Below are 24,074 nucleotides of genomic sequence, written 5' to 3'. Positions count from 1 at the left end.
GTGCCTCATTACTCACTTTAACTGCACTTTACGTTGAGCTTTCCTTTCCAAATTGAGACGTTTCGATTAAAGTTTGATTAAATCGACATCTGAAGATTGCCTTATTTTGACCCTCGCAGTATTAAGACAGCGCCAATTAGCTTCTGATATCTATTTAAATAAAACTGTTATAAACACACAATTTCCATATGAAATTAAATTTTTTTCCGTTAATCCTCTTTCTGATTGTCTCTGTTCATAGCAGAGCGCAGGTGTCTAAAGCTCCTGCTTATCCTCTTATTGCTCATGACCCTTATTTTAGTATTTGGTCTGCCGGAGATACATTAAATAAGATCAGCACCTCTCATTGGACTAATACAGATCATTCACTCACAGGATTTATTAAAGTTGATAATGTAATCTATCGCTTCCTTGGAAGGAATCCAGCCTCCTACAGGGCTATTGTGCCTTGTGGTGATGAGGCGAATGTAGAAGTAAGGTACACAGAAACAGAACCAGAGGGAGATTGGAAGCTTTTGGATTATGAGGAGAGTAGCTGGAAAAAAGGAAAAGAGCCTTTTAGCCACGATACTAATCTTGGATCCACACTGTGGAAAAGTAAGGAGCTTTGGACCAGAAGAATTTTTGATTTTAAGGCAGAAGCAGGCCAGAAACCAGCTTTACGAATTCAACACGACGATGATGCCATGGTTTGGATAAATGGAGAACTTGTTTATTCAAAAAAAGGTAATTCAAGCAATTATGTTTATACACCTTTATCTTCCTCTGTAATTTCCAAGCTTAAAAGAAGCGGTAATGTAATGGCTATCTATGTTAGGAACACGGGAGGAGATAGCTATCTTGATGCTGGGATATCAGATGGTCCTCTGCCAGAAACTAAGTCTTTACTTGCTTCTCAAAAAAGTGTAAATGTAACTGCAACGCAAACTACTTACGATCTTACTTGTGGCAAGGTTGATCTCAAGCTAACCTTCTGCTCTCCTTTGCTTACAAGCGATCTGAGTATTCTTTCCCGTCCTGTTTCATATATAAGTTATTCTGTAAGTGCCAATGACGGGCAGGACCATTCCGTGGATCTATTCTTTGGTGCATCTACAAATCTGAGTGTAAATGTCCCCTCTCAAATGGTAAAAGCAGAAAAGCTTAAGACAGGAAATCTGGCGGTTTTAAAAGCCGGAACCGTTGAGCAACCTATTTTAAAGAAGAGAGGTGATGATTTGAGGATTGACTGGGGGCATATGTACCTGGCTGTTCCGACAACCTATAATGCAAAGTCACTTATTTTATCCAATGCTCAAGCGGATCCATTCAACTCAAAATCAGAGGGCCTTTCTGTGACTGGTAAAAACCTTGTGCTTGGAACAATCATTCCCGCAGGTAGAGTTGGTTCCGGAGGAAAGAGATTTTATACCTTATTAGGATATGATGATATCTTTTCTGTTCAATACTTTGGATCCAATTTACGGCCCTGGTGGAATGCCAATGGTAGTACAAAGATCCTGGATGTCCTTAACCTTGCTTCTCAGCAATATCCATCTATAGTCAGGAAATGCGATAGCTTAGACGGTAAATTATACAATGAAGCATTTAAATCAGGCGGTGAGGAGTATGCCAAGCTGTGTGTGCTTGCTTACCGTCAAAGTATTGCCGCCCACAAATTGGTTACGAGCCCCCAGGGAGATCTCCTATTCCTTTCCAAAGAGAACTTTAGTAATGGATCTATCAATACTGTTGACGTGACTTATCCCTCTGCACCAATGTACTTATACTACAATCCTGAGCTTTTGAAGGGTATGCTAAACGGGATTTTCTATTACAGCGAGAGCGGGAAGTGGAAGAAGCCATTTGCAGCACACGACCTGGGCACCTATCCTCTCGCTAACGGACAAACTTATGGTGAAGATATGCCCGTGGAAGAATCAGGTAATATGCTGATCTTGACTGCGGCGATAGCAAAGGCAGAGGGAAACGCGAATTACGCAAAGGCTCATTGGGTGGTGTTAAGTACCTGGGCCGAATATTTAAGAAAGGAAGGGTTTGACCCCTCAAATCAGCTTTGTACAGATGATTTTGCCGGCCATCTGGCCCGGAATGCAAATCTTTCTGTTAAAGCAATTTTGGGAATTCGTTCCTACGCTTTGCTTGCAGAAATGCTTGGTAAAACTGCGGATGCGGAGAATTATAGAAAGATTTCGGAAGAAATGGCTTTGAAATGGGTTGATAAAGCAGAGGCAGGAGATCATTTTGCTCTTACTTTTGACAACAAGAATACCTGGAGTCAGAAGTATAATTTGGTGTGGGATAAATTATTAGGATATAATATCTTTCCCAAAGAAGTAATAGAAAAGGAGATAGCTTTTTACCTCACAAAACAAAATCCTTTTGGATTGCCTCTTGACAGTCGCCGAACCTATACTAAGTCCGACTGGATAGTTTGGACTGCTACACTTGCTGATAAACCCGAGGATTTTCAAAAGTTTGTAAGCCCGGTTTATCGCTTTGCGACCGATACTAAAGGAAGGGTGCCTTTAAGTGATTGGCATGAAACCACAGATGGTAAAAATGTAGGTTTTCAGGCAAGAAGTGTAGTTGGAGGATATTTTATAAAAATGTTGGAAGGTAGATTTTTATTCAATAAAAAGTAGAGATACCATAAACCAGAAAAATGAGTCAAAAAGCGCTATGTATTATAATTGCTGCTGGAATTATTACTTCTGCGTCTCTGTTTGCTTTTAAACAAAATCCGGGCACTGCAATTCAACAGAAAGATACAAGACCTAACATTATTGTAATTCTGGCTGATGATCTTGGGTACTCAGATCTTGGATGCTACGGAGGAGAAGTTGAAACCCCTAATCTTGATTATCTTGCAGCAGAGGGCATCAGATTCAGAAGTTTTTATAATACCTCCAGGTGTTGTCCTACTAGAGCATCACTCCTGACAGGTATTTATAACCATAATGCAGGAATAGGAGAAATGACTGCTTCCAGGGTAGAATCGGGTTATCGAGGATACCTGACCGAGAATACTGTAACTTTGGCAGAGGTGCTCAAGACAGCAGGTTATAGAACAGCAATGACGGGTAAATGGCATGTTTCTAATACAGTAGAGCAGTCGACTGGGGAAGCGCAGTTGGATTGGCTCAATCATAAGACCATTTATCCCGCTTTCTCACCTTTAGATCAGTATCCCACTAACAGGGGTTTTGAAAAGTATTTCGGTACCTTATGGGGAGTTATTGATTTTTATGATCCATTTAGCCTCGTTAGTGGAACTACTCCAATTACCCAGGTTCCTAAAGACTATTACCATACTGATGCTATAAATGATACTACCTGTGAATATATTCGCGAGTTTTCGAAAGGGGATAAGCCTTTCTTTCTCTACGTTGCTCAGAATGCTCCCCATTGGCCTTTGCAGGCCAAAAATGAGGATATAGAAAAATATAAGGATACGTACAAAGCAGGATGGGATGAGATCAGGAAGAGGAGGTATGAGCGAATGGTTAAAATGGGATTAATTGATTCCCGGAAAACCGAATTATCACCCCCTGACGATGCTCAGTTAAGTTGGGATAAAAATCTTGATAAAGATTGGGATGCAAGGGCAATGGCTGTCCATGCAGCGATGATCGATGCAATGGATCAGGGCATTGGCCGTATTCTTCGAACCTTAAAAGAGACCGGAGAACTTGAAAATACCCTAATTGTCTTTTTAAGCGATAATGGCGCAAGTCCCGAAGATGCTTCGGCTTACGGCCCGGGCTTTGACCGGCCCTCACAAACACGGGAAGGGCGGAAAATAGTTTATCCAGTGAAAAAAGAAGTCTTACCAGGGCCCCAAACAACTTTTGCCTCCATTGGAAGGAGATGGGCAAATGTTGCCAATACCCCTTATCAATACGCTAAAATGGAATCCTATGAGGGAGGTGTCCGAACTCCGATGATCGCTTACTGGCCCCGTGGAATTAAAGCAAGGAAAGGAAGCTTCATTGATCAGCTTGGTCATATTACCGACTTTATGAAAACCTTCGTTGAACTTGCCAATGCTACGTATCCGACTACTTACAGAGGGCATAGAATTACTCCTATGCAAGGTGAAAGCTTAGTTTCTGCATTTCGGGGTTTACGTTCTGCAGGACATGAGGCTTTATTTAATGAGCATTACGGCGCGAGATATGCCAGGTACGGGGAATGGAAGATCGTTTCGAAAAGTGGCAGGGATTCAACCTGGCACCTCTATAAAATAAGTGAAGACCAGGCCGAAATGAAGGACTTGTCGCGAATGTATCCTGAAAAAGTAAAAGAAATGAGCAGGAGATGGCTCTCCTGGGCTGTACAGAATCAGGTATTCCCTAAGCCGGGAACTCCATCAAGAGCTGGTCACTAATGGCGATGGATTTATTACATCAAAATAAAAAGCACATAACACATACAAAATGATTAAAGAATTAACTCTTAGCTGCATTCTGGGATTAGTGCTTTCTATAACGGTACAAGGCCAAAACTGGAAAGCTATTGATGGGCGTATAAAAACTCAATGGGGAGAGGCCCTTAACGCAAAGAAGCCTCTTCCCGAGTATCCCAGACCTCAATTTGTTCGCCAGGGTAACTGGTTAAATTTGAATGGTCTCTGGGATTATGGCATTACACCTGTTAGACAAGGCTCCTTCAGGAAGGAGGGTAAAATATTAGTTCCTTTTGCTGTTGAATCAGCCCTGTCGGGAGTAGGAAGAAATGTGGGAAAAGATAATGTGTTATGGTATAATACCTCTTTTAGTCTTCCTGCAGGAATGAGGGGGAAAAAAGTATTGCTACATTTTGGAGGATCTGATTGGCGAACAACTGTTTCACTCAATGGAAAGATGGTCGGAGAGCACGAGGGAGGCAATGATCCTTTCAGTTTTGATATCAGCAAGTATTTAAAGGGCAGTGGGAGTCAGACTCTGACGGTTAAGGTTTGGGATCCGACCGATGAAGGCCCACAGCCAAGAGGTAAGCAAGTTCGTAAGCCAGGTTCAATATGGTATACGCCAGTTACGGGAATCTGGCAAACGGTGTGGCTTGAAGCAGTAAACCCTTCTTATGTAGAAAAAATAAGGATAACTCCAGATATTGATGCTGGTTCTGTTACTATCCAACCTTCAGTATCTCAAAAAGGTAGCCTCGTACGTGTATCCGCTTGGGACGGTACTACAAAAATAGCTGAACAGGAAATTGCAGCTAATGGACAGGCAGTACTTCCAATCAAGAATGCAAAGCTGTGGGCGCCGGGGAGCCCATTTCTTTACGATCTGCAAGTGGAACTACTTGAGGAAGGTAAAGTTGTAGATCAGGTGAAGAGCTATTTTGCGATGAGAAAGGTATCTCTGGGCAAAGATGCAAACGGAATCCAGAGGATACTTCTGAATAACAAGTTTGTATTTCAATATGGTCCGCTTGATCAGGGTTGGTGGCCTGACGGATTGTATACCGCACCTACAACGGAAGCTCTAAGGTTTGATATTGAGAAAACGAAAGAGATGGGGTTCAATATGATCCGCAAACATATCAAGGTTGAGCCGGCAATCTGGTATTACTTCTGTGATAAAGCCGGGATGCTAGTTTGGCAAGACATGCCGAGTGGTGATAATGGTGAGAACGGTTGGGAAAACCGTCTCGGAGTACTCGATAAACAGTCTGATCGTAAGAGGACACCAGAATCTGAGGCTATTTACAAGAAGGAATGGAACGCAATCATGGAATCACTGCACAATTACCCCTCCATTGTGGTATGGACACCATTTAACGAATCCTGGGGACAATTCAAAACTGCAGAAATTGTTGATTGGACAAAAAAGAAAGATCCTTCTCGATTAGTAAATGCAGCCAGTGGAGGAAACTTTGTTCCCGCAGGTGATATTATCGATATTCATAATTATCCACATCCTGCAATGCCGGATCCCGCATTTTACGGAGATAAGAGAGCATTGGTACTTGGGGAGTTTGGCGGGCTGGGGCTTCCAGTTAAGAATCATCTATGGAAACCGGCAGATAACTGGGGTTATCAAACCTTCAAGAATGAAGAAGAAATGTTCGGCAAATATTCCGAGTTTATAGCAAGACTCAAAGAGCTGATCGAAGCAGGGCTTTCTGCTGCAGTTTACACTCAAACAACAGACGTAGAGGTGGAAACTAATGGATTAATGACCTATGATCGTAAGGTTATCAAGTTTCCGGTTTCGAAGATGATGGATCTTCATAAGGGCTTATACACCAAGTGAATAGAAAGGCGATTGCGTTTATAGCGGGTGTCATGAACCTATTAAGAGATGAGTAATTAGTCCTACCTAAACCCTCTGACCTTCAAATTAGCCTGCCGGATTTCGTTTTTATTAACAAATCCGGCAGGCTGTAAGAGTCAAATTAATACCAAACCTCCTTTGAACCTAAACTTTCAAACCTGTCAGTTTAACGTTTTAGCAAGCCAAATTTGACACTTTTTAATCAAATATTGATACAAATCGACCAACTGTCAACCTCAAAATCCCCTTTCTTTGATTTATCAAATTCAACGTAAAAACATTGTTCTAAAATGAATATGATGAAGTGAAATTTGAGAATTGAACCAATTAATGGAGGATTAACTGACCAAATGATTTTATCATTAGCTCTATATATACACAGCTCTGGCCTTATTAAGGAAACAAATGCATCACATTTTAAGATTGGTTATATTGGTTGGGGGCCTCCATTCTTCATGTATGGAGGCTTTACCTATTATCACTTTTGATCGTTCGAATGCCTGTAAAAGAGTAATAGCACTTATCGGAAATGACCGCAACATAAAACTAACCCCGGATACTATATAAAAATGCAAGGAAGGAGGAACCTCTATGAGGAAATGAGTTGCATCATATTAAAAGTTAAGCGCCAGGATAGGTTGAATTCCTGGAAATGAAGCTAACCATCTTATTTTTATAAATAACGTCTTAAAATTAAACCTATTCGAATGTATAAATTTTATACTCAATGTACATGCAGTGACAGGAGCTGTATACCTTTAAAAATCCTTCGGACCATAAAATTTACCGTTGTTTTCTCTGTTACCGCATTTCTGCATGCCAGTGCGGTCAAAGGCTCGGAAAATATTATCAACCGCTCTGCCTCGATGATAACTAAAGTAAAAGCTGCTGTAAATCGTGCAGATGTTTCAGGAAGAGTCACAGATGAAAAAGGGGAACCTTTACCTGGCGTTAGTGTCAAAGTTAAAGGTGGAACTGCCGGAGTAGTTACCGGAGCTGATGGCAGTTTTAGGATCTCTGTTCCTACAGATAACAGTATTCTGGTGTTTTCCTTTATTGGATATAGCACAAGGGAAACTCCTGTGAATGGGCAATCAACACTTTCAATTAAATTGATGCCGGATGATAAGTTATTAAACGAGGTAGTAGTTGTTGGATATGGGACGCAGCGCCGTGGAGACGTAGTAGGTGCAATTGACCAGATCAAAGCAAGCCAAATTGAGGAAAGACCAGTTGCCAACCTTACACAAGCCCTTCAGGGAACTTCTCCAAGTCTTGTTATCCAGCAACGCAGTATGAATCCCAACGATAATTCTTTGAATTTGAATATCCGGGGGATAAGTACCTGGCGTAACAATTCGCCACTTTTGGTTATTGACGGGATGATTATGGAGGGTGTGGGGGAAATGAACAACCTTAACCCGAATGATATAGAAAATATTTCTATTCTAAAGGACGCGGGCAGCGCTGCTATCTATGGTTCAAGGTCTGCAAATGGTGTTATTCTTATTACCACAAAAAAAGGTAAGCTTAATATGAAACCTGCGATCAGGTTTAGTGGTATAGTTGGTTCACAACAACCTACTATTCTGGTTACTCCGGTAAAAGGATATCAAAATGCCCTGCTGCGCAATGATGCTTATGTGAATTCCGGTTCGAACCCTATTTATTCATCGCAGCAGATCCAGCAATTTGCAAGCGGTGATAGCGAATATTTTTTAAAGGGGATAATGAAAGACGGGCTGCAACAGAATTATAACCTTAGTGTGCAGGGAGGTTCAAGTAATACAACCTATTTGGTTTCTTTTGGTTATTATGATCAGGAGAGTAATTTTAGAGGCCCCGATTATGGAGCTAAACGTTATAACTTCCGCAGTAACCTTACGTCTAACATTGGTCGTTTAAAATTATCCTCTCTGCTGTCCTACGATCGTAATGATGGAAAATCTTACCAGGGAGATAATGGTTTTATAATTGCAGATGCTTCACGGTTACCTGTTTATAATAACTATGTTCTTAAAGGCGACAATGGCAGATATTATACAAACGATGTTCTCACGAGTGGCAATCCGTTAGCGAGCCTTGAGCAAGGTGGATACATAAAATCAGCCAATGATCACTTCCTTGCTAATTTGAACGGCGAATTTGAGATTCTTAAAGGTTTATCTGCAAAGGCATTAGTAGGGTTTGACCTTCGTCCCGATTACCGTTTGATTAGACGATTTTACTGGCCGCTTTACAACCTTTCTGGTGATGAAACGCCAGTTAATCAGCAGAATTCCAATAATTACAGCATCGAGGATTTTTCTGGAAAAACTACGCAGCTAAACACACAATTTCTTCTCGATTTTAAACGAACGTTTGCCAGGAAACATAACGTTACAGCACTCGCGGCATATTCTAATGAATCATTCAGAAGGATAAATCATGAAGTTAGAAAACGTTTTGTTGATCCAGTTTTAGGTACGCCAATTACTGGTACTATAATCGATGCGGGTAGCTCCAATTCTGCAAATGGAACCACCGAACGAGGCCTGAGCTCCTGGTTTGGCAGATTCGGCTATGCCTATGATCAACGCTATTATGCTGAAGCGAACTTCCGTTACGATGGTTCAACACGTTTCACTGAAGATAATCGCTGGGGATTTTTTCCATCTATATCTGCCGGTTGGCGCATAACTGAAGAGGGTTTCCTTGATACTTATCAACAGAAAGTTGGTGACATAAAAGTGCGTGCATCTTTTGGTCAGCTAGGAAATCAGAACGTAGGAGATTACCAGACTTTCACTACGTATGATATTTACACCAATCAATACGGCTTCAATAATACCCCGGTAGCAGGTACCGGTTTTACGCTTGGAAATCCCGAATTGCAATGGGAGAAAAATACTACATTAAACCTGGGGGCAGATCTGAGCTTTTTCCGAGGCAAATTGAATCTGATGCTAGACTACTTTGATAAAACTACCAGCGATCTTCTTTTATCTATAGAGCCCCCGGGAGCCTTAGGTGGTGCTGTTCCTGAACAAAATGCGGGTGCTATGAATAATAGAGGTTGGGAGCTATCATTGAATTACAATCTTCGCCATCGCGCATTCAATCATTCCTTTGCATTTAACGTTGGAGATTCACGGAATAAAGTTACAAAGCTGGTAGGTAATCAGATAATTAACAAATCTGACGAGATAGAACGCATTACTCGCGTTGGACTTCCTCTTGCAAGTTACTATGGATATATCAGAGATGGCTTGTTCCAGAACGAGGAAGAGATCAAAAACTCTGCTTTGCCCATTGGTGTGCAACCGCAGCCTGGAGATGTGAGATACAGGGACAGGAATGGCGACGGAATTATTGATGACAATGACAGATACCTACTGGGTAATGCATTTCCCAGATTCAACTTCGGTTTTAATTATAATGTTGAATGGAAGGGGTTTGATTTAGGCACGTTATGGCAAGGTGTGGGTAAAAGGGATATGGCACTAAGGGGCGAATTAATCGAGCCCTTTCATGGTGGCTATTCTTTTGTAATGTTTGAACATCAGCTTGATTATTGGACTCCTGCAAATACTGATGCAAAATGGGCGCGACTTACGGCTCCGGGTACTTCCTCTACTATCAACAATTATGGTAAAGGATCGAACTTTAACATTTTTGATGGTGCGTATCTGCGATTAAAGAATATTCAGATAGGATATACCATTCCCAAAAAGGTATCTACAAAGCTTGGGATGAACAGAGCGCGCTTCTTCTTGAATGGTCAGAACCTTCTCACACTTTCTAAAAACTCATTTATTGATCCTGAATCAAGTGAGTTTAACAGTAACATGTCTGCTGGGGGCGCTAACAGCGCGCGTAATTATCCGACACTGAAATACATTGGTGGAGGCATCGATATAGAATTCTAAATCGAATTGATAATAAGAAGATGAAGAAGATACTTTTAAAATATAGCACCGGTTTTTATCTGGCAATATCACTGTGCTTCACAGGATGTGTAAAAATGGATATTGCACCTTATGATAAATTTACAGACGTAACCTATTGGACTTCGGAAGATAAAGCGAACTCTGTATTAAATATGGCCTATCGTCAGATGGCTACTACTAATCGTACACTCGCTAACGAAATCCTTAGTGATAACGTGTACAATGCATATGGCACAACAAATGAAAAAATTATAGCAACAGGCCTTGCAGATGCTTCAAACGGAAGATTTCAAAGTGAATGGAATGATGCTTATTCAGGGATTAAAACCTGCCATTTATTTCTTGAGAATGTAGACCGGGTAGCAACAATGCCAGAAGATCTGCGTACCAAACGTAAGGCGGAGGCTCGTTTTATCCGGGCATGGCATTATCTTAATTTAACAAACTGGTTCGGCAACGTTCCTCATTTCGTAAAAGACATCAACTACTCTGAGTCGAAGGAACTTGTTCGTAAGCCAAAAGCAGAAATATTAGCCTGGATCCATCAGGAATTAGATGAAATCGCAGAAATATTACCTTCGAAACAAGGATATGCGCCGGCAGATAATGGTCGTATCACAAGTGGTGCAGCAGTAGCCCTGAATGCCCGTGCATACCTATGGGAGAACAACTGGGATAAAGTCGCAGAATATTCAGGAAAGCTCATTAATTCGACAAAATATGGATCTTACAGCCTTTTCAATAATTACGAACAATTGTTCTGGGCAAGGAACGAATACAACAGTGAAATTATATTAAGTCTGGAGTTTGTTCCTGAGGTAAGAACCTGGGGAGAACTTGTTGATCTTGTTCCGATGTCTGCAGGGGCTCGTTTGAATCTTGCCGGTCCTACCCAGGAATTGGTTGATTCTTATTTGATGAAGAATGGCCAAAAATGGACTGCTGCCGATCCTGCTTACGCAAACCGTGATCCTCGCCTGAATGCAACTATTGCTTATGACGGCTCTAAATGGATTGATCGTACAGGTGCCGAGTATACAATCGTTATTCACCCTGACGGAACTGTTCCTGCTGGAAAGGTTTCAGATAAATTTACAGGTATTGGTACTGCTCAAACATCTACTGGTTATTATTACCGCAAGTACGCAGACCCAAGTTCGACAACCTATACAGGTGGAGGTTGGGCTTCAAATCTAAACTTTCCATTGATAAGGTATGCAGATGTTCTACTGATGTACGCAGAAGCGAAGAATGAGCTTGGGTTGATGGACGCAACGATATGGAACCAAACAATTAAACTTTTGAGGCAAAGGGCCGGGTTTGATAATGTGGCAACTGCAGTTGACCTGCCCTCGAATGATAAAAATCAGCTGCGTGAAGTTATTCGTAATGAGAGACGTGTGGAGCTGGCTTTAGAAGGTCTTAGGATCTACGATATTCGTAGGTGGGGCATTGCCGAAACCGTTCTAAACGCAGAGCACCATGGTGCAAAGTTCGACAAGAGCAGTGGCTCCTATGAGTACATTAAGCTTGCAGGCGGTAATTTTAGTAAAGACCGTGATTATTTGTGGGCTATTCCCCGCAAGGAACTCCTTGCCAATCCAAACTTAACTCAAAATCCAGGATACTAACCATTAGAACAAATAAGATGAAAAGAAATATTATATCCACCGTTTTTTCCTTTTTGATGCTCCTTGTCCTTGCAAGTTGCGAAAAAGAAGAGGAATTTAAAGAAGTAAAAGTAACAGAAGTTAATACCCTTTATTCCCCTGACGAAGGCAGGAATGTGCCTCTACAAACGTCAAGTACTGCGAGCTTGTATTTCGAATGGGAGAGAGCTACCGCAGAGGATAATGGCCTTGTGTACTATGATGTAGTTTTTGATAAAGAGAATGGTGATTTCTCAAATCCCCTTTACGTAGTACCTGCTGATAATAATGGACTAAGCAATGGAGCTAGTATAACACACAAGATTCTGAATCGTATAGGCGGGCTTGCAGGAATTCCCGCTGCTGCAGAAGGTGTTTTAAAATGGACAATTGTTTCTTCAAGAGGATTAACGAAAGTAGTTTCTTCAAAAAGCCGAAAAATTAACCTTACCCGTTTAAGCGGGATAGAGGCTCCGGCAGCCTTGTACTTAACTGGAGAAGGTACTGAGGCTGGAGCAACCCTTGCTGAAGCCTTACCTGTTAAGGGTTTAGAAGGAGGCAGCGAATTTGAAATATACACCAGATTGATTGCAGGTAAAAAATATTCTTTTGTTGATTCAAAAACCAAAGTCTCCAGAACATTCTCCACTGATCCCTCAGGCGCCACTTTTAAAGAAAATGGGGATGGAGCAACGGTAACAGCGGATGGGGTTTACAGGATAAAGCTTGATTTTAATACTTCTAACATAACTATTGAACCGGTTACCAAATTAGAATTCTTTATGTGCACCCCTCAAAAGCGTACTGCGTTGAGTTACCAGGGTAAAGGCGTTTGGAAAGCTGACAATGTTGTACCAGATTTTACAAATGGAGGATTCTCTGATGACCGATATTTCTTCTGGATCACAATGGGAGGTGCAGAGCAGAAACTGGGTAGTAAAAATAAGGACAATTCTCCTCCATCAACGGCTACAGGCGCATATTTTGATACTTATCTGTATCCGACGGATAAGAATAGATGGGATTTTTCATTCAAATTTCCGAACAGAACTATTAAGAGCTGCACTATCACTGTAAACCTTAATACTATACAGGCTAATTATTTCCACAAAATAGATAACGTTCAAAACTAGGATGAAAAAGATACTATCAATTCTCGGCTTGGCTACAATAATGGCCTCCTGTGGGAAAATTGAAGACGAATACATTGCTAGCAATGCGATCTATCCGATAAACTGGGCTGCTGCTGCTGATAGCAGCAGTTCAGCTTTAACCAATGTGTTTTGGAATTCTACCCGAAATCACTTTAATAATGACAACCTTGGGGCTATAGCACAGTTTGACTACTGGCCGGAGGCCCATGGCTTAGATGTTATGGTAGATGCTTATAACAGGACTAAAAGTGAAACTTATAAACAAAAGATCTCTGATTTTTATGAGGGGGTAAAGGCGAAGAATGGCGGGCGGTTTTATAATAATTATTACGATGATATGGGCTGGCACGGCATGGCTCATCTTAGAGCTTTGGAAGCCACAGGGGATATTCGTTATGAGCAATCAGCTAAACAATTATGGCAGTTTATCATAGATGGATGGGACGAGCAGGGTGGAGGCGGAATCCCCTGGAACCATGAAAACACACCCGAAGGCCGGGGTAAAGGTGTACCATCTAACGGGCCTGCAGCTATTATTGCTGCCCGGCGCTGGCAGAAATACGGCGAGAGTGAAGTTATAAATGGCCACAATAACTTGTACTGGCTTTCCAAAATATATGGCTGGATAAAGGAAAATCGTGTAATCCCTCAATCAGGTAGGGTATTTGAGAAACTCAACGACAAGAACGGAGACTGGACTTACAATGCAGGGACCTATATTGGAGCTGCCGTGGAGTATTATAAGATTACCAAGAACAAGGTTTATCTTAACGATGCGATAAAAACAGCTGATTGGGCTACAAGTACCTTAGTGAATACCTCTAATAAGGTTATGAGCGACTGGGCGGAGCAACCCGACCACGACGTCAACCTTTTTAAGGGTATTCTTGTTCGTTACCTTACTCAATTGATTCTTTTAGATGACCTACCGGAGTCGACAAGAAAAAGGTATGTTAATTTCCTGAAACATAATGCTGAAGTTCTCTGGACAAAGGGAACGTCTAAAAATCCGGTCATTTTATTCAACTACCACTGGTGGGAAGCTCCCGGTACAAAAGCTGGATTGAGAGCTGAGCTTAGTGGGAGTATGCTAATGGAGGCAATGGCCCTTCTTGATCAGAAAGGCTACTTGAATTGATCAAAGACATTTCAATTAGAACTTTTATAGAAAGCAAAAGCCCGACTATTCATAGCCGGGCTTTTGCTTTTTATATAACCGTGAAGATCTTAGACTTGCGAATGTTTGCAATTCTCTAATTGCCTTTCTATCCTGCTGATCAAGGCTGTTTCTTCAAATGGTTTTAAAAGAACGTCATTAGCACCCTCGAAGGGAATGCTATTGTATAAATCATCTTCCCCGGATGTTATAATTATTGGGATAGAACAGAGAATTGGATCTTGCTTAAAATCCCTGCAAATATCCCGGCCATTTAATTCACCCAGATTAATGTCGAGCAAAACTAAGTGGGGTTCAAAACTAGTAACAAGTTGGATCAGATCCTTACCAGTTGCACTGCTGCTGACTTCATAACCTCTATGCTCAAGCAGCAAAATGATTGTTTCCCGGGTCATTTCATCGTCTTCTACCACTACTATTCTTCCTTGCATGTTCTCAAGTTTTAGGTTTTCAAACGCTGTACCTTATGCAAATAGTAATCCAAAACTTAAGACAAGTACTTTTTACCTAAAATAGTTATTTGAATAAGGGCCGTAAAGCCTGAGATCATGCCAAATAGTTGAGGTACTTGTAGCAGGGCTGTTAACCCTGTAAGATGTGGATGTGGTATAAGACTCACTAACATTTGAAGGACCATAAAAAGATAAACAGGAATCTGAATAATTCTTATTCCCCTTAATTCAGGTGTAGTGGTAGCAATCGCCACAGCCCATAATACCATGGAAAAATTAACAGAAGGATTGAGAATTACGAGATCAGGGGAAGAGTTAAATATAGCTAGCAATAGAGTTGAAATCAATTGACCAAAGGCAAAGCTGGTCAATAAAATTGCAAAAAGCCATGGCCTTGCCAATGGATTTTTAACATTAAAATTTTTCATATATCTAAGGTGTGTGTATTGGAAATTGTGCAATAACTATTCCATTTGGCCTACTATAATTAATTCCGGTAGGGAAAGAGTTGAGCTTTAGATAAAAAAGGATTTTACAAATAAATACTTTTTCCCATTTTACTTCTAAAATTGTCTATCTGAACAGAAAATGAATCCCAGGGCAAGCTTAACTAAATCTAATCTGCTTCTTTAAAATGTTTTTTGTTAACTTGCTGCAAGTTTTCAAATCCTAACCATTTGGAAATCAATTTAAACCCAAACACTAAATTTTATGATGAGAAAGTTAGAAAAGCTTATCGCAGCTTATGCCGAGAAGTTTAAAGGCCAACCTTTGGTAGTTACATCACCGGGAAGAATTAACTTGCTTGGCGAACACCTCGATTACAACTCTGGAATTGTATTGCCCGCTGCGATTAACCGCTATATCTACCTGGCAGTAGGAAAAAGGGAGGACAATATGATCAATGTTTGTGCCCTCGATTTTCAAGATGAAGTTTCAACTCAACTATCCGACCTCAAGCCTGCATGGAAACTTTGGCCGAACTACGTCCTGGGCGTGGTGAAGGAGTTTCAACGCTCGGGCAAGGAATTGTCGGGAATGAACATTGTTATTAGCGGCGATATACCATTGGCGGGTGGAATGTCTTCTTCAGCTGCGCTGGCGTGCGCTGCTGCTTTTGCTCTTAACGAGTTATATCAGTCGGGCTTTACTAAAGTTGAGCTTGCGAGAATTGCTCAGAAATCAGAAAATGATTTTGTTGGAGTAAAGTGCGGCATCATGGATCAGTACGCGAGTCTATTTGGAAAGGAGAATCATTTTATTAAGTTGGATTGTGACAGTCTGCAACATGAATATGTACCTTTCGAATCCGAAAGGCTGGAATTCGTACTTTTTGATTCAGGTGTTAAACATCATCTTATTTCCTCGGAGTATAACACGAGAAGGGAGGAATGCCAGCAGGGTTTACAGGCTATCAAAGCTACACTTCCAAATGTTGTCAGGTTTACTGATCTGGATGAAAAGGCTCTTATTCAATTTAAAGGGCAATTATCAGAGAAGGTATATAACAGGTGTCTCTATGTAGTGCAGGAAATGAAAAGAGTTGAGCAAGCTTGTTCAGCTCTGATAGCTGGCGACTTTGGAAGACTTGGAGGTCTGATGTCTTTAACCCATGAGGGTTTAAGAGATCTGTATGAAGTAAGTTGTAAAGAATGTGATTACCTTGTAGACATAGTGCGAAAAAATGAAGGAGTTTTAGGCGCCAGGATGATGGGAGCAGGCTTTGGAGGTTGCATTATTGCATTAGTCGAAAAGGCAACATCTCAATTTGTTATCGATCAGACCAAACATGCCTACAAGCAACAATTTGGCAAGGAGCCCAAGGTATATCATACTGCTATAAGTGGAGGTTCTGCTGTAGCGGAAATGGCAATGGCTTAATTTAAGGGAATTTAATCCAAAATAGTATTAGTAATTCTCCTTATGCTGTGTAAAAGCGTAAGGAGAATTTTTTTGCATTATCGCTGTGTTTTTGATTGATCCAAAATTTCGATAATCCAGAGATGCAGTTGAAGGGGGAAAAATATTAATGAGTATTGATAAAAAAAACGGGAAAGCCGGCTTTAACAAACTTTCCCGTTTTACTGGTACTCGGGGCGGGAATCGAACCCGCACGACCTTTAAGGGTCACAGGATTTTAAGTCCTGCGTGTCTACCAGTTCCACCACCCGAGCAGGTATTTCCGAAAGATCGGAAGAAGAACCTTTTGGAGCGAAAGACGAGATTCGAACTCGCGACCCCAACCTTGGCAAGGTTGTGCTCTACCAACTGAGCTACTTTCGCATTTTCCCTACCGTTTAACGCGATTGGGAGTGCAAATATAGATATAATAATACACTAGTCAAGGGTTTTTTGAAAAAGTGGACCAGTCGATTTCTTATTGCTTGAAAAAGAGAAGTTTAATTTTTTTAAAAGAAAAAATATGGGAGATAGAAGAACAATTTACGTTTTTAAAGGCCTTTTACAAGCCTATCTCCTCAAGTAGAAGCGCTTTTTTTCGCACCAATTCGAAATAATTTTCGAATTGAGGAGAGGCAGCATTCATCAAATCCCTGATTTTCTTCTTTCGTTTATAGAATAGAGGCTTCAAATAATAAAATGCGAGGCCTCGCAATCCAAAAATCCAGTAATCTAATTTCTTTTCCAGATTCAATCCGCAAATCCTGCCCACCTCATTCATGTAAATATAGGCTAGTAAACGCTCTTGATTATTAATTCCTACTTTTTCCAACTCTACAATATAATGGGAAATTATTTTTCTTCTGACTGCCGGAATTTCAGGAAGGATCATAATGTCTCCAATGCAGTTGTTGATATAGTCCTCAAGCTGTTTCAATTTACTGAACCTGGAGGGAATAAAACCTATTCTTATCCAGTCCTCTACCGAGAATTTTTCCCGAAATCGAAACCGGTTTAACTGCAGTATTTGAGAAGTATTAGCCATATGAGGGTGCCAAGGTAGAGTGTAAAGATGAAAAAATGATGAAAACGAAATATCAGTTCAAATTTTTAATACAATTATAGCACCAGAAAACTTAACAGTACCGTTGATGTTCTTAAACCGAAATTATTCTAATTCGTGGGCTTGAATAAAATACCTGAAATCAGGTTTTAATGGCTGTTTTTCTATTGATATTCATTACATTAGGAGGGTAGAAACATTGTAACTAACCAAGGTGATTGAGGAAAATATTGGATTCCTTATGTACAGCTCCCGAATAATTATAGCAGGAGCCGTTTCGAATATTTGATGTAAATGAGAAAGCTATTAATTCTATTCGTATTTACTCTGGTTCTTGAGCTTTCTGCTAAAGCTCAGCAGCTGCCTCAATACACCCAATATGTACTGAATAATTATCTGCTCAACCCTGCAGTGAGTGGAATTGAGAATTATGCAGACGTAAAAGTTGGTCACAGGCAACAATGGACAGGACTGGAGGGAGCTCCTGTAACTTCCTTTTTTACTGCTAATTTACCTATAGGTCGCCGATTTTTGCAAGGCGACGCTGCGTCTATGTCTGCAGGGAGTTATTCCAATCCAATGAGCAGATCTTTTACTCTAAATTACAGGGCCGCAGAGCCTCATCATGGAGTGGGAATATCTATTATGAAGGATAAAGCCGCACAAATATCTCAAACTAATATCAACCTAAGTTACGCTTACCATTTGGGCATCAGCTATAAATTAAATCTTGCTGTAGGTGTAGCTGCTGGTATAAATGCAAATAGTTTAAATGTTCAGGATATAACCCTTGGCTCTAGTGCCATTGATCCAGCAATTGCCAGTAACAATGTACGGCAGATTAAGCCCGATCTTTCTTTAGGGTTATGGGCGTATACTTCAGGCTATTACTTGGGTCTATCAGTCAAGCAATTGCTGAAACAGGATTATAACAATAATTCTACTTCTGTAAATTATCAGAGTGAAAGTGTGCCTCACTATTATCTTACGGGAGGCGTAAAGCTTTTTCTTTCTGAAAGTATAACCATGATTCCCTCTGCTTTATTGAAAAAGGTAGCTGCTGCGCCCTTAAATTTCGATGCTAACGCTAAGTTTGCTTTCAAAGACCGTTTTTGGTTGGGTGCGGGCTACCGTCATAAGGACTCTTATTCTGCACTGGCTGGCTTCAATATCAGCTCGCTTCTTTCCGTAGGTTACGCTTATGACCGGACTGTTTCTGAACTAAATTCTGTAACTAACGGAACACACGAGGTTGTGCTGGGACTATTTTTGAACAATAAGTACAAAGTGACCTGTCCGATGCGGACCTTCTGATCATTTTCTCAATTCAGTATACCCATTTAAGCCGTCTGCTCAATGGATCTTATTCAATATTTATAGCAAAGTCTCCTAAATAAACAACAATCCTTACTTTTGCGATTTGTAAGCAGCACATGTTTCATATACTTCTTCATTTTATAATCCCGGCCATTGTTGCCTTTCTGTTTTTTAGAAGATCACTTCTGAAGACCTGGCTGATAATGATAGCTACCATGGCAGTAGACCTGGATCATTTGCTTGCAAATCCGATCTATGACCCTAACCGTTGCAGCGTTGGCTTTCATCCACTTCATTCTTATATCGCCATCATCATCTATGCTGTAATGTTTTTTGTACCCAGATTTAGGTTGGTGGCTTTAGGGCTACTTATCCACATGGCGCTCGACTACATAGACTGTTTTGTTTAATATTTACCCTAAAAACAGCAAAAGCAGAAGTTTTACTCCTGCTTTTTACCATTTATATAAGTGCTCAACTAATTGTATCCCTTGTTTTGTTCATATAAGCCTGGCTTAATAAACAACTCCCCTGAAGGAATTGGGTAAATAATGTAGTCAGGAACAACCGTTTTAATGGTAGTGATCTGCTCCTTTGCGATCCAGCTGTTTAAAGTTGTAACTGCAAGACCTTCTCTGATCAAGTCGTTCCAGCGTAAACCTTCACCCAAAAATTCTTTCCTGCGCTCTTCCATCAAGGTATTTAAGTTAACATTTGTAAGAGGAATAGACCCGATACCTGCTCTCGTCCTTACTCTGTTAACTATTTCGTCAACCTCAGCTTGAGTTCCGCCGCCACCATGTAAAATAGCTTCGGCTTTCATTAAAAGGATATCAGTATATCTTAAAACAATAAAATTAATAGGCCAGTCTGTTCCATTTACACCCCGCTTGCTCACATCCAGGTATTTTTTTATAAATGTGCTGTTAGCATTATACGTAGAGTTGATGTTAAAAGTCCTTCTGATATCATTTCCTCCGGCCGCATAGCTTGATATCAAGTCTCTCGATATACTGAAGTTGCTTGCTCCGAAGCCATTACCATAAGCATTGGAAAGGCCAATACTGGTAAAGTAAGGCACCGGTACCAACTGGTTCGGAAAGTTTGTTCCATTGCCGCTACTCATGAATTGCACATCGAAAATTACTTCCTTGTTATTCTCGTTCGTATAGGAGAAGATCGAAGCGTAGTCTGAAAGGAATTCGAATTGTTTACTATCTATAACTTCATTAAATAGTTTTAAAGCTTTGTCATATTCGTTAGAATTCAATCCTGGGCCGTCGACTCCATAAGTAGGGCCTGATTTGGTAAGGTATACTAACCCTAACAAACCTTTTGCTGCCCATGATGTTGCTCTTCCCACATTTGCCCCGGTATAAGAAGGAGGGAGGTTAAGAGCAGCAAATTGCAGGTCTTTGATAATAAGATCATACACATCGGCAACCGGACTGCGTGGGACAGAAGCAGCTTCTGAAGCTGTCATTGGTTTCTCGATTAAAGGAACTTTTCCGTATAGACGAACGAGTTGGAAATAATAAAAAGCCCGAAGAAAGTGAGCTTCTCCGGTCAGACGGCTACGAAGCGCTGCGTCTGTTATTACTGAACCTTTCTCATCAATTGCACTGATCGCCGAATTTGCGTTGAAGATCCCGTTAAAGTTATTATTCCAGCTATTAACCACAAAACCAACTGTCGAGATCGTAGGTAGAAAATCACGGATACCTTGCCAGTCTCGATTCCCTGCATTTAACACATTTAAGTTGTCACTTCTTAATTCCCCAAGCCACAATGCCTGGAGTGGATAATTTTTAAGCTGTGCGTAGGAGCCGTTTACTGCCTGAACAAAGTCATTGCTATTTTTATAAAAGTTACCTTCTGTAACATTCGATACAGGCTGCTGATCAAGTTCCTTATCGCATGCGCTGAAAGCGATAAGAGTAAATATGGATAGAATAGAAATAATAGATCGCATAATTAAAATTTTAGAATGAGAAGTTTACACCAAAGGTTGCTGTCTTACTTAATGGCATAGATCCGTAATCACCTGGAACAGGGAAACTGGCATCTCCACTTGTGTTTGTATTCTGAGCTTCTGGGTTCGCACCTCCGTAATATTTGTCCTTACCAAACCAGTTCTGCAGAGAAACATATACCCGGGCAGCATTAAACGCTTTAGTTTTTAAAGCATTTTTCAAATTGTACCCAAGTGTAATATTCTGAACCCTCCAAAAATCACTGGAGTAAATCCAGTCAGACGTTACCTGTGGGGAATCATAGTTGCTTCCATACTTTCCACGAACGGCACCATAGTTTTGGTTTTCAGCAGTCCAACGCTCTCTCCATAGCCCAAGTATATTTGCAGATGTAGATCCGGAGAAGTCAATTGCTCGCCCAAAATAGGATAGAAGCTGGCCTCCCTGCTGACCGTAGATATGAGCAGAAAGGTCAAAGTTGCCGTATTTCAATGTATTAGTGATTCCCCAGGTGTATTTAGGCGTTGGTCTGCCCCCAATCACACGATCGTTAGCATTAATCACTCCATTGTTATCAGCGTCAAAAAACTTAGCGTCTCCGATAGTTTGATTTGCCAGCTTAGCCACTTTAGGATCGGCGATGTCTTCTGCCGATAAAATACCGATAACCTTTGTTACATAGAAACTATACATAGGTAAACCGGGCTGAAGGATGTAGGGAGTAACACTGGAACTATATGCTGATGGAATATAGATAGGTGCATTATCTCCACGAAGCGATAACACCTCGTTTTTGTTAAAGGCTATATTGGCACTGGTGGACCAGCTGAATTTCCGTTTAGCAATATTATTACTATTTAAGCCTAGCTCTAGTCCTTTGTTACTTACTTTTCCAATATTACTTAGGCTGGTGTTGAATCCGCTCGTAGCATAGATCGGCAGATTTAATAAAAGATCGGTGCTTTTCCTTGTATACGCATCAGCAATAAATGTTATCCGGTTCTTAAGAACAGAAAGGTCAATACCCACATTGTAGGTGTTTGAAGTCTCCCATCTAAGGGCGGGATTAGCAGGCCCTGACAAAACCTGGCCGTTAGCAACCACTGGTGTATTGCCCCCAAAGTTGTAATTGTTACTTCTGAAGTAAGGCATAGAGTTATAATCACCAATGTTATTATTCCCAGATTTACCCCAGCTTAAACGGAATTTCAAATCACTGATCACTTTCACATCTTCAAAGAAGGGCTCTTGCGAAACTCTCCAACCTATTGAGGCTGAAGGAAAGGTGCCCCATTGATTCTCCAGACCGAACTTGGATGAAGCATCTCTCCTTATAGTTCCGGAAATGAGGTACCTGTCTTTAAATCCATATTGCACACGACCATATACCGAGAAAAGAGTATTGTTACTTTCTGTAGTATTTCCATTAACCGTTACACCAGCGGTATTTGGAATAGCGTTATTGATGGTGGTAACGATATTGTTAGCAAATCCACCAGCGGTGCTCAGGTTCGAAACCTCACGGTGTATATAGTTGTAAGATATCCCTCCCAATAAGGTAAGGTGATGATCTTTTGCAAAAGTCCGATCGAAGCTAAGCGTATTTTCGTTAAGGAAGTTCTGCTTCTTACTTACGTTATATGCGCCGCTTGCATTCTTACCAGGATTAGTGATCCTTTCAGTTGCACCGCCCGCTGCTACATAGTCAGAGATGTATCTCTTTGTGTTTACACCATAGTCGTCATAATTAACAGTAGATTTTAATCTTAAACCTGGTATTACTTCAAGCTCGCCATAGATGGAGGATAGAATCCTGGTTGTTTTTATAAAGTTGGTGGTATTATTCAGGTAGGCAACAGGACTGGATAAGCGGGCTGTCGCCCAATTGTAGTTGCTGTACTCTCCTGCATTGGTGTTTAACCCTGCCGCCTCTTCTACAACCGGCGTTAGGGTTGCCATATTCATTAGAATATTGTCTTTGCCTTCTGCATCAGCAGCGTTGTTTTCAGAATAACTTGGTGACAGGTTAATTCCAAATTTCAGTTTTTTAGATGCTCTGGCTTCTACATTAGCTCTAAGTCCATATGTCTTGATATCTGTTTGGATAAGGGTTCCCTGATTATTTAAATAGTTACCGGAGATAAAGTAGTTTACATTTTCGGCACCTCCTGAAGCAGATAACTGATAGTTTTGAAAGAGTGCTTTCCGGTAAACTTCATCCTGCCAGTCTACGTAAGTTAAACCTGGGTGACCAGCTATTGCCCACCTCTCGTCTGGCATATATGTGATGTTATAATCTGTGGCAGCAAGACCTAATATAGCTCTCCTTTCCGCATTTGTCTGACTAGCAGTTCTGCCTGTCCCTGAACGGACCCAGTTGGAGTTGGCAACGTCTGTAGCCATTGCAACCCATTCTTCGGGACTTAATATATCGAGCTTTTTTGCTACTTGGCTTTGACCAGTATTGGCGTTAAAGGAAATGTTAACCTTTCCGGCTTTTCCTCTTTTTGTAGTTATGATCACTACCCCATTCGCCGCTCGCGAGCCATAAATTGCACCGGCTGCTGCATCCTTAAGAACCTGAATACTTTCGATATCATTTGGGCTGATATTATTCAAGGGGTTTTCAGTAAAGGTTCCGTTTGAATTCTGACTTGCAACATCCAAAGGAAAGCCGTCGATCACATAAAGTGGTTCATTTCCTGCAGTTATAGAACCACTACCCCTGACAAGAATACTTAAACCTGCCCCCGCAGTACCAGATTGCTGGCGTACTTGTACTCCGGGCATCTGTCCGATCAAAGCCTGCTCGATGCGGGTTATAGGTTTTTCCTCAATTCGTTTTACATCAAAGGAGGATACCGCTCCAAGTATATCAGAGCGACGCTGAGTTCCGTATCCAACCACAACTACTTCATTTAGAGATGTTGCATTTCCTTTAAGGATAATATTCAGCGTTGTTTGACTGCCGATTTTGATTGTTTCTGTTTGAAACCCGAGAAAACTGAATTCAAGTACGGCAGAGTTATCAGGTACATTGATTTTGAAATTTCCGTTTAAATCAGTGGTAGTACCTGCTTTAGAGCCGCCTAAATGCACGCTTACCCCTGGCAGAGGCTCGCCTTTTTCATCTTTAACAGTTCCATTTACTGTAATAACCTGTTTCATGGACGTAGC

General features: G+C 41.0%; 15 protein-coding genes and 2 tRNA genes. 10 read left to right on the top strand and 7 right to left on the bottom strand.

The window, feature by feature from the left end; translation table 11 throughout:
- Positions 1-188: 188 nt before the first annotated feature.
- From J4N24_RS13165 to J4N24_RS13135, 7 genes are all read left to right on the top strand, one after another.
- Positions 189-2,645, top strand: a complete 2,457-nt coding sequence (locus J4N24_RS13165) for a glutaminase family protein (RefSeq protein ID WP_207534155.1) — start codon at positions 189-191, stop codon at positions 2,643-2,645.
- A 20-nt stretch (positions 2,646-2,665) separates the two neighbouring features.
- Entirely contained in the window at positions 2,666-4,390 is a 1,725-nt protein-coding gene (locus J4N24_RS13160) for an arylsulfatase (RefSeq protein WP_207534154.1), read from the top strand.
- Between the two features lie 49 nt (positions 4,391-4,439).
- Positions 4,440-6,263, top strand: coding sequence for a glycoside hydrolase family 2 protein (locus J4N24_RS13155; protein WP_207534153.1), 1,824 nt, complete (start codon positions 4,440-4,442; stop codon positions 6,261-6,263).
- Positions 6,264-7,150: 887 nt separating this feature from the next.
- A complete protein-coding gene (locus J4N24_RS13150; RefSeq protein WP_242691615.1) occupies positions 7,151-10,192 on the top strand; it encodes a SusC/RagA family TonB-linked outer membrane protein in 3,042 nt (1,013 codons plus the stop codon).
- A 20-nt stretch (positions 10,193-10,212) separates the two neighbouring features.
- Complete coding sequence (locus J4N24_RS13145) at positions 10,213-11,844, top strand: RagB/SusD family nutrient uptake outer membrane protein (RefSeq protein WP_207534151.1); 1,632 nt, start codon at positions 10,213-10,215, stop codon at positions 11,842-11,844.
- 17 nt (positions 11,845-11,861) lie between these two features.
- A complete protein-coding gene (locus J4N24_RS13140) occupies positions 11,862-12,995 on the top strand; it encodes a SusE domain-containing protein (RefSeq protein WP_207534150.1) in 1,134 nt (377 codons plus the stop codon).
- 1 nt (position 12,996) lies between these two features.
- The gene (locus J4N24_RS13135) at positions 12,997-14,154 is read left to right on the top strand and encodes a glycoside hydrolase family 76 protein (RefSeq protein ID WP_207534149.1); all 1,158 of its coding nucleotides are present in this window, start codon (positions 12,997-12,999) and stop codon (positions 14,152-14,154) included.
- An 89-nt stretch (positions 14,155-14,243) separates the two neighbouring features.
- Here J4N24_RS13135 and J4N24_RS13130 read toward each other — a convergent pair whose 3' ends face one another.
- Entirely contained in the window at positions 14,244-14,624 is a 381-nt protein-coding gene (locus J4N24_RS13130) for a response regulator (RefSeq protein WP_207534148.1), read from the bottom strand.
- Positions 14,625-14,680: 56 nt separating this feature from the next.
- Positions 14,681-15,073 carry a hypothetical protein gene (locus J4N24_RS13125; RefSeq protein ID WP_207534147.1) on the bottom strand — a complete coding sequence of 131 codons (393 nt, stop codon included), beginning with the start codon at positions 15,071-15,073 and terminating at the stop codon, positions 14,681-14,683.
- Between the two features lie 283 nt (positions 15,074-15,356).
- Between J4N24_RS13125 and galK the strand changes: the two genes are divergently transcribed.
- A complete protein-coding gene (galK, locus tag J4N24_RS13120) occupies positions 15,357-16,526 on the top strand; it encodes a galactokinase (protein WP_207534146.1) in 1,170 nt (389 codons plus the stop codon).
- Between the two features lie 204 nt (positions 16,527-16,730).
- Here the strand turns inward: galK and J4N24_RS13115 are convergent.
- From J4N24_RS13115 to J4N24_RS13105, 3 genes are all read right to left on the bottom strand, one after another.
- A tRNA-Leu gene (locus tag J4N24_RS13115) sits at positions 16,731-16,819 on the bottom strand.
- Positions 16,820-16,852: 33 nt separating this feature from the next.
- Positions 16,853-16,928: transfer RNA gene (locus J4N24_RS13110), tRNA-Gly, on the bottom strand.
- A 178-nt stretch (positions 16,929-17,106) separates the two neighbouring features.
- Positions 17,107-17,589 carry a hypothetical protein gene (locus J4N24_RS13105; protein ID WP_207534145.1) on the bottom strand — a complete coding sequence of 161 codons (483 nt, stop codon included), beginning with the start codon at positions 17,587-17,589 and terminating at the stop codon, positions 17,107-17,109.
- Positions 17,590-17,901: 312 nt separating this feature from the next.
- On the opposite strand from J4N24_RS13105, the gene J4N24_RS13100 reads away from it, so the two are divergent.
- The gene (locus J4N24_RS13100; protein WP_207534144.1) at positions 17,902-18,921 is read left to right on the top strand and encodes a PorP/SprF family type IX secretion system membrane protein; all 1,020 of its coding nucleotides are present in this window, start codon (positions 17,902-17,904) and stop codon (positions 18,919-18,921) included.
- Positions 18,922-19,040: 119 nt separating this feature from the next.
- Positions 19,041-19,334 carry a DUF6122 family protein gene (locus tag J4N24_RS13095; protein ID WP_207534143.1) on the top strand — a complete coding sequence of 98 codons (294 nt, stop codon included), beginning with the start codon at positions 19,041-19,043 and terminating at the stop codon, positions 19,332-19,334.
- A 68-nt stretch (positions 19,335-19,402) separates the two neighbouring features.
- Here J4N24_RS13095 and J4N24_RS13090 read toward each other — a convergent pair whose 3' ends face one another.
- Together J4N24_RS13090 and J4N24_RS13085 are read right to left on the bottom strand one after the other, a co-directional pair.
- The gene (locus J4N24_RS13090) at positions 19,403-20,896 is read right to left on the bottom strand and encodes a RagB/SusD family nutrient uptake outer membrane protein (RefSeq protein WP_207534142.1); all 1,494 of its coding nucleotides are present in this window, start codon (positions 20,894-20,896) and stop codon (positions 19,403-19,405) included.
- 10 nt (positions 20,897-20,906) lie between these two features.
- Positions 20,907-24,065: a SusC/RagA family TonB-linked outer membrane protein gene (locus J4N24_RS13085; RefSeq protein WP_242691614.1), complete on the bottom strand. Its 3,159-nt coding sequence runs from the start codon at positions 24,063-24,065 to the stop codon at positions 20,907-20,909.
- Between the last annotated feature and the right edge of the window lie 9 nt (positions 24,066-24,074).

The organism is Desertivirga arenae (assembly GCF_017355785.1).
GTDB classification, from domain to species: domain Bacteria; phylum Bacteroidota; class Bacteroidia; order Sphingobacteriales; family Sphingobacteriaceae; genus Desertivirga; species Desertivirga arenae.
The sequence above is the reverse complement of the archived record's forward strand: the minus strand, read 5'-3'. Positions and strand labels throughout refer to the sequence as shown.